This window comes from Steroidobacter sp., from assembly GCF_016790065.1.
Taxonomy (GTDB): Bacteria; Pseudomonadota; Gammaproteobacteria; order Steroidobacterales; family Steroidobacteraceae; genus Steroidobacter.
The window spans coordinates 22,579-29,922 of the sequence record NZ_JAEUPY010000872.1; the positions used below are offsets into that span (position 1 = coordinate 22,579).

5 protein-coding genes are annotated in these 7,344 nt (G+C 61.1%); 4 read left to right on the top strand and 1 reads right to left on the bottom strand.

The window, feature by feature from the left end; all coding sequences use genetic code 11:
• Window positions 1-98: 98 nt before the first annotated feature.
• From JNL55_RS34970 to JNL55_RS34980, 3 genes are all read left to right on the top strand, one after another.
• On the top strand, window positions 99-635 hold the full coding sequence (locus JNL55_RS34970) for an RNA polymerase sigma factor (protein ID WP_293865887.1): 537 nt from the start codon (window positions 99-101) through the stop codon (window positions 633-635).
• Window positions 632-1,726: a FecR family protein gene (locus tag JNL55_RS34975; RefSeq protein ID WP_293865889.1), complete on the top strand. Its 1,095-nt coding sequence runs from the start codon at window positions 632-634 to the stop codon at window positions 1,724-1,726. The genes JNL55_RS34970 and JNL55_RS34975 overlap by 4 nt, the downstream gene beginning before the upstream one ends.
• Before the next feature lie 86 nt (window positions 1,727-1,812).
• Entirely contained in the window at window positions 1,813-4,743 is a 2,931-nt protein-coding gene (locus JNL55_RS34980) for a TonB-dependent receptor (protein WP_293865892.1), read from the top strand.
• Here JNL55_RS34980 and JNL55_RS34985 read toward each other — a convergent pair.
• A complete protein-coding gene (locus JNL55_RS34985; protein ID WP_293865895.1) occupies window positions 4,740-5,297 on the bottom strand; it encodes a thioredoxin family protein in 558 nt (185 codons plus the stop codon). The two genes, JNL55_RS34980 and JNL55_RS34985, sit on opposite strands and share 4 nt — an antisense overlap.
• A gap of 216 nt (window positions 5,298-5,513) precedes the next feature.
• On the opposite strand from JNL55_RS34985, the gene JNL55_RS34990 reads away from it, so the two are divergent.
• Window positions 5,514-7,344: TonB-dependent receptor plug domain-containing protein (locus JNL55_RS34990; RefSeq protein ID WP_293865898.1), on the top strand; the 1,831-nt coding region annotated here is incomplete at its 3' end.

Consider the following 7,344-nt stretch of genomic DNA (forward strand, 5'->3'; position numbering starts at 1 on the left):
TACTGTCGGGGCCGCCCCAAAAAAAGTAGTGGTCGATTAGGTCGCGGGCCACTCTTTACTCTTGGGAGGCCCGATCCGGCCCGTTGCCGACCGACCGTATGCTCCAGACTCCGCCAGCCTTCATCGAGGTGCTCGACAAGCACCGGCGCCGGCTTTACCAGTTTTTGCGCCGGCGGCTTGCCAACGACGACGACGCCCAGGAATTGGCGCAGGAGTCGTTCCTCCGGCTGTTGCGAGTCCAACGCGCCGACCTGGTCGAGGACCCGCAGGCCTATCTGTATAGAGTGGCTCGCAACCTGGTCTTCGAACGCAGCAGCAAGTCCCTGCCGGCCGAGCGCTGGGCGGACGAGAGCACCCTCCAAGCCCTGGAGGATCCCCAGGATCCGCCGGAACTGGCGGCCGAGCGGGCGGCACTAGGCGAAACTGTCGCTGGCATTCTGGCCGAGCTGCCACCCCGGCATCAGGCCATCGTGTTGTTGTTTTGTCAGGAAGGGCTCAGCCAGCGCGAAATCGGCGAACGGCTGGGGCTGTCCAAATCCATGATTCAAAAATGTTTGGCGCAAGGAATGGCCCACTGCCGGAAGCGCTTGCGCGCCGTGCAGGGAACGGCTCGCCACCAGGCAGGTGCGCGATGAACGACATGTTGCCCAATGACTATCGCAATCGAATCGTCGAAGAAGCGGCGGATTGGTTTGCCCGGCTGCAGGACTCCGAAGTCGATGTCAGAACTCGCGAAGCGTTCGCTGCCTGGCTGACGGCCTCGCCCGAACACGTGCATGAATACCTGGCACTGACGGCGCTGCAATCCGATATCGGCGATTTGCCCGAGCCGCGCAGTGTGGATGAGTTGATTCGTCTCGCGAGCGAACCTGCGGATATCAATGTCATTGTCTTGCGGTCTGCATTGTCGCCCCGTGAAGCGACGATCGAAGCGGCACTTGATGCCGATCCGGCGCGCTCGCCGCGACGTCCTTGGCTGTGGTTCGGGCTCGCGGCCAGCGTGCTGCTTGCGGTATTCATCGGTGTGACCTGGCTGCGTCCGGGCGCTGCGCCGTTGATCTATTCGACCGCGGTCGGCGAGCAGAAGTCGTTCACGCTCGCGGACGGCTCTGTCGTGACATTGAACGCGGTATCCAGGCTCGAAGTGAAGTACTCGCCCGAGTATCGCGATATCCAACTGCAATCGGGCGAAGCGTTGTTCGATGTGGCGAAGAATCCGCACCGTCCGTTTCGCGTGCTCACTGCCGACAGCGTAATCCAAGCAGTGGGCACTCGGTTCAACGTTCGTCATCGTGAGGACGATACGACTGTCACAGTGCTCGAAGGTCGCGTGAAAGTGGCTGCAGCGGCGACACCGCCAACTGCGGGTGCTGAAGTTCGCACTGCCTCAGGCTCGACCAGCTGGACGCCGGTGGCTGCCGGGGAAAGCGCTAAGTTGGCAGGGCCGGGTGTCATCGACGTTGCCGCCGTGGATGCCAATCTCAACACCGCGTGGCGCGAACGACGTTTGGTGTTTGCTTCCCGGCCGCTCGACGAAGTGGTCGCGGAGTTCAATCTTTATAATCCGATGCCGTTGACCATTCGCGACCCGGCATTGCACGAGGTGCGCATCAGCGGCGCCTTTTATGCCAACGACCCAAACTCTTTTGCCATGTTTTTAGAAGCTGCGGGCCTGGCTCGCTCGCAGCCGCAGGAGCATGACATCCTGCTGTTGCCGGCCGAATGAAATATCGGTGGTCGATCTCGGCGCTTTGCACTCTTCAGGTACAGGGAGGCGGTGACGCCTGCATAAAACCAAATGAAGGGGATGCAATGAGATCGACTAAGAGCGTGCGCCACGCAGTGGTGCTGGCATTGTTTCTTGCAGCTGGCGCGACTCATGCGCAGTCTTCCGTGGCTTCCGTCACGACCATCACCATAGAGCCGCAGTCGCTGTCCTCGGCGCTGCAGTCGTTCTCCGAACAGTCGGGATTGCAAGTGGGCTACGAGTCGCAGCTCGCCGAAGGAATTCAAACGCTCGGCACGCGCGGTGCGAAGTCACCGGCCGAAGCGCTCGGTGCTCTGCTCAACGGCACTCGACTCGAATATCGATTCATCAATTCCCAAACCGTGGTGATTCGCGAGCGTGCGGGTCGCCAGACGGTGGGTGCAACCGCCGGGCCGCGCATGCTGCGTCTGGCTCAGGCTGACATTTCTAACAGCGCCGCTGCCGCTCCGGCGACCGCGCCGCAAGTGAGCCCGCAACCTAGTGCTCGGGCCGAAGCTTCGGCGGGCGATCTGGAAGAAATCGTAGTCGTCGGCTCGTCGTTGAAAATCTCGGTGCAGGAAGTGGAGAGCGGCGCGTTGCCCATCCAACTGATCTCACAACAAGAGATCGAGTCTTCCGGCACTCGCACCATTGGTGAGTTCCTGCGTAACGAACCGGCGTTCTCCGGTGCACCGAGCGGCATGGGCGACGGCAGTGTTCGCACGACGTTGAACCTGCGCGGTCTCGGTTCTCAATACACGCTGACACTCATCAACGGTCGTCGCGTTGGCATCAACGGCCCGGCAAACGTCGGTGCGATTCCGATGGAAGCGGTGGAACGCATCGAAGTGCTGAAGGCGGGCGCGAGCGCCGTGTACGGTTCCGATGCGGTCGCGGGCGTGGTCAACATCGTGCTGAAGACTTCGGCTGATGGGCTTGGCGTGGCGACTCGTTACGGCCAATCGTCTGGCGGCTACGACGAGAAAGAATACTCCGTGCATCTCGGTGGTCGTGGCGAGGACAGCAGCTACTTCGCTCTGATGAACTATCGTGAGAGCAGCGGCCTGCGCGCGACTAAGCGTGCGGTAACTCGCTCCAACGACAAGCGACCGCTGGGCGGTTTGGACGATCGCAGCAGCTACAACTTGCCGGCGCCCATCATTCTGCCCGACGAGTCGGAAGTCATCATCAACACCGACATCGTGCCGGTGGGCTCCACGTCCATGAATCCGGCCGACTTCCGCCCGTACGATTTCGAACGCGACGGTCACGACCGGCCTTTGTTCGGCAACTATGCGTTGTCGCCGTCCAAGAATATTTCGTTCGTGTTCTCCGGCGAGACGCGCTTGAACGACAGCACCAAGGTGTCGGCGGACGTGCTGCTGGATCGCTCCGAGGTGCGTTACATCGGCGGTGCGACGACATTCGATGTCGAGGTGCCGGCTGAGAACTACTACAACCCGTTCGGCGTGGATGTGGTCGCTCGGTATCGCGGTCTCGATAACGGCCGTGGCTCGCTGTTCGACTCCACGCTCGATTCGCTGAACGGCAGCCTGCGGTTGGAACATACGTTGACCGACCGGCTCACGCTGAACGTCGGCGCCAGCCTCACGCAAGAGTCGCAGGAGCAGATGTCCGAGAACAACTACTCTCGTCGCGGCGTGCTCGAAGCAATTGCACGCACCGACGCGACGGCGCTGAATCCCTTCGGCAATCGCGCCAACTCGGCCGAGCAACTGCAGGGTGTGCTGCTGACTGCCTATGATTTGTTCGACGCCAATATGTATGAGTTCGATGCTCGCGTCGGCGGCAGTTTGTTCTCGCTGCCGGCGGGCGATGTCGGCGTGGCCTTCGGTGTCGCGTCGCGTAACGAACGCGTGCATTCCAAGCCGGATGCATTGTTCCGGATCGGCGATATCTACGACAGCTCGACCCAGTCGGAGTACATCCTGACCCGTGAGGTGACGTCGGTGTTCGGCGAAGTGCGCATCCCGCTGCTGGAGTCGTTGGAACTCGGCATCGCGGGTCGCTACGAGGACTACAGCGACTTCGGCGACACGTTCGATCCGCTGGTGTCGTTGAAGTGGTCGCTGAGTCCTTCACTGGGCTTCCGAGCTTCGTACAACACCTCGTTCCGTGCGCCGTACTTGAACGACCTGATTCCGAACGAGGACCAGTCGGACATCACCGTGATCGACCCGCTCACCGGGGTGCGCACCGAAGTGGTGGCGATCAGTGGCGGCAATCCGGATCTGAAGCCCGAGAATGCCAAGACATTCAGCGCTGGCGTGCTGTTCACGCCTGAGGCGGTGGACGGCCTGTTCATGTCGTTGGACTACTATCGCATCGACCAGCAGGACGTGATCATCGCGCCGGATGCGCAGGCGGTGATCAACGGCGATATTCCTGGCGAAGTGATTCGCGAAGAGAATATCGGTCGCGGCGGTGAAGACATACTGATCATCGCGCAGCTCACCAACGTTGCCAAGCGCAAGCTGTCGGGCCTGGATTTCCAGACTCGTTACGACATGGATCTGGAAGGCGGTTCGACGCTGTCGTTCAATCTGGCAACGTCGTATTTGCTGACGTTCGAAGCGGACGTGCTGGACGGGCGCGGCTTCGTGTCGGCGGCCGATCGCTTCTCATACTTGTTCGCTTCGTTGCCGCGCATTCGTGCGACCAGCGGAGTGACCTGGAAGCTCGCGCCGTTCGAAGCCGGGTTGGATGTGAACTTCGTCAGCAACTACGATGATCCGCCGATCGAGGGTGTGGATCGTCCAGTCTCGCAGGTGGATTCGGTGACGACGGTGGATTTATCGTTGTCGATGGATCTGGGCGAGTTCATTCCAGGCCTGCGTCGCTCGGCGATTTCGGTCGGCGTCGAGAACGTCACCGACGAGTTGCCGCCGTTCATCCTGGCCTGGAACGACTACGACCGCGGTCAACATGACATCCGCGGCCGGTTCTTTTACGTGTCGTTGAACGCGGGCTTCTAACGCCCGGGCTTCCACTTGATGTTGCAGCCGATGCTCGGCTTCTGCTGCTTCGACACTTGCGCGCCGCTGAGCAAAGCATCGCAGGCGGCGCGCAAGTCCGCACCAGTGGCCGCTCCTTTACCGGGGCGGCTGTCATCGAACTGGCCGCGATAAACCAGCTGCCGCGCCGAGTCGAATAAAAACAAATCCGGCGTGCAGGCGGCCTGATACGCCTTGGCCACTTCCTGAGTGTCATCGAGTAGATACGGAAACGTGTAGCCAGCGCTGCGGGCTTCTTCCGCCATGCCTTTCGGGCCGTCCTCGGGATACGCCTGAATGTCATTCGAATTCACTGCCACCACGGCGATGCCCTTGGCTTGGTACTCGCTGGCGAATCGAGCGAACTCGTTACGGATGTGTTTGACGAACGGGCAGTGATTGCAAATGAACGCGATCACTAAACCACGTGCATCGTGCAAGTCATCGAGGCCGGTGATCTTGCCGTCGAAGTCGGCCAAGCGAAAACGCGGTGCCGGGGTACCGAGCTCGAGCATCGTGGATTCAGCGGCAGGCATAGCGAGACCTCCATGAGTGCGGTTGGGCAGTAGCGTAGTACGGCGTGATTTTCCGTTGTTTGCGCGACACGGCACAAAAATCGTTCAGAACCGGTTGTAGACCAGTTACGCACCGGTCACAACCTGACCTTTCCCTGTCAGAAAGCGGCGCAGCTATCGATACCCCGGTATGTGATCGTTACCATCGCCGCCGGTTGGTATTGAATGGTTGTGCAAATGTCTCAGCAAGATTCGCGAATTCCTGGCAGCGCCACTCTAAAGTCGGTCATCTCGGCGTTGCTCGCATTCCACGGCGCGGCGCTCATGATCGGCGACGCGCAAGCACAGTCGACGGGCGATGGCGAATCGCCGCTGTCCTCCGAAGTAGATACGGTGGTCGTGATCGGCTCGCGCAGCGGTGAAGCGACGGTGCTCAACAGCTCCGCGCCGGTGCAAGTCGTCAGCGGTGCCGATCTTGCCGAGACTGGCGCTCGCACTCTCAGCGAAGCGCTGCAGTCCACCGTGCCGTCTTTCAGCTTTCCGACCTCTGCAGCGTCGAGCAACGCAGCCAGCTTCGTGAAAGGCGTCGCGTTGCGCGGTCTCGCGGCTGACCAAACATTGGTGCTCGTCAACGGCAAGCGTCGTCACGCGTCGGCGCAGCTCAATGCATCCACTGGCGTGACCAAGGGTGCACAGACCGTCGATTTGAACAGCATTCCTCTGAATGCCATCGAACGCGTCGAAGTGCTGCTCGATGGCGCTTCGGCTCAGTATGGTTCGGATGCGGTGGCGGGCGTCGTCAACATCGTGCTCAAGCAGAGCGCGGAAGGCGGCGATCTGTCGGCGCAGTTCGCCAAGAACACCAGCGGTGACGGCGACACATCCTCGGTCGGTGGCAGCCTCGGCACGACCTTGCCGGGCGACGGCTTCGTCACTGTTTCGTTCGATGCGTGGGATATCGATGCGACCCGTCTGTCGACGCTCGACACGCGCCAGATGTATTTCGCGGGCGACTCACGCGAGTCGACTTTCGATAACCGCGATTGGTTCTACGGCAGCGGCGCGTCGAAGCGCTACAACTTGTTCGTCAATGCTGAGAGCACGGTCGGTTGGGCCACGGTGTACGGCTTCGGCTCGTATGGTTGGCGCGAAGATCATGGCTTCGGCAACTTGCGTCAGCCCAACTCCGATCAAACGGTTCGTGCGCTGTTCCCCAACGGTTTTCAGCCGTTCCTCGATATCAAGTCTCAGGATCTGTCCGCGACGGTCGGTGCGAAGGCTGGCAATGAGTCGCTTGGCGATTTCGATTTGAGCGCCACCTACGGCCGTAACCGAGTCGAGAGCGTGGTGTGGAACACCAACAATGCGAGCCTCGGCACGGCCAGCGGCACCAGCTTCGATACCGGCGATCTGCTCAATATCCAGAGCAGCGTCAACCTGGACTGGACCCGCTCGTTCAATGTGCCGGTGCTGCCGGCACCGCTGAAGGTGGCCGCGGGTGCGACCTATCGTCACGAATCGTATGAAGTGTTCGAAGGCGACTACGGTTCATGGGCCAACGGCGGCGTGCCGATTCTCGATGGTCCGAACGCGGGCCGTGTCGCGACCCCGGCGTCGCAAGGCTTCGGCGGTTTCTCGCCGGACGATGCCAATCGACTGAGCCGCGATGTGCAAGGCGCGTACTTGGAGTTCGAGAACGAACTCACCGATAAGCTCAGAGTGACGCTGTCCGGTCGCAGCGAGCATTACTCCGACTTCGGCTCCACGACCAACGGTCGCTTGGCGTTGCGCTATGAAGTGCTGCCGAGCCTCGCTTGGCGTGGCAGCGCGAGCACTGGCTATCGCGCTCCGTCGCTGGGTCAGTCTGCGTACTCGCGCACGATTCCGAACATCACCAACGGGGTGTTGGCGACCAATCGTCTGGCACGAGTGGACAGCGCACTCGCACGTGCGCTCGGTGCGACCAGCCTGACGCCCGAAGAATCGGTGAACTTCTCCACTGGCTTCGTGTGGACACCGGCGAGCCATGCTTCGTTGACCGCGGACGTTTATCAGATCGATATCGACG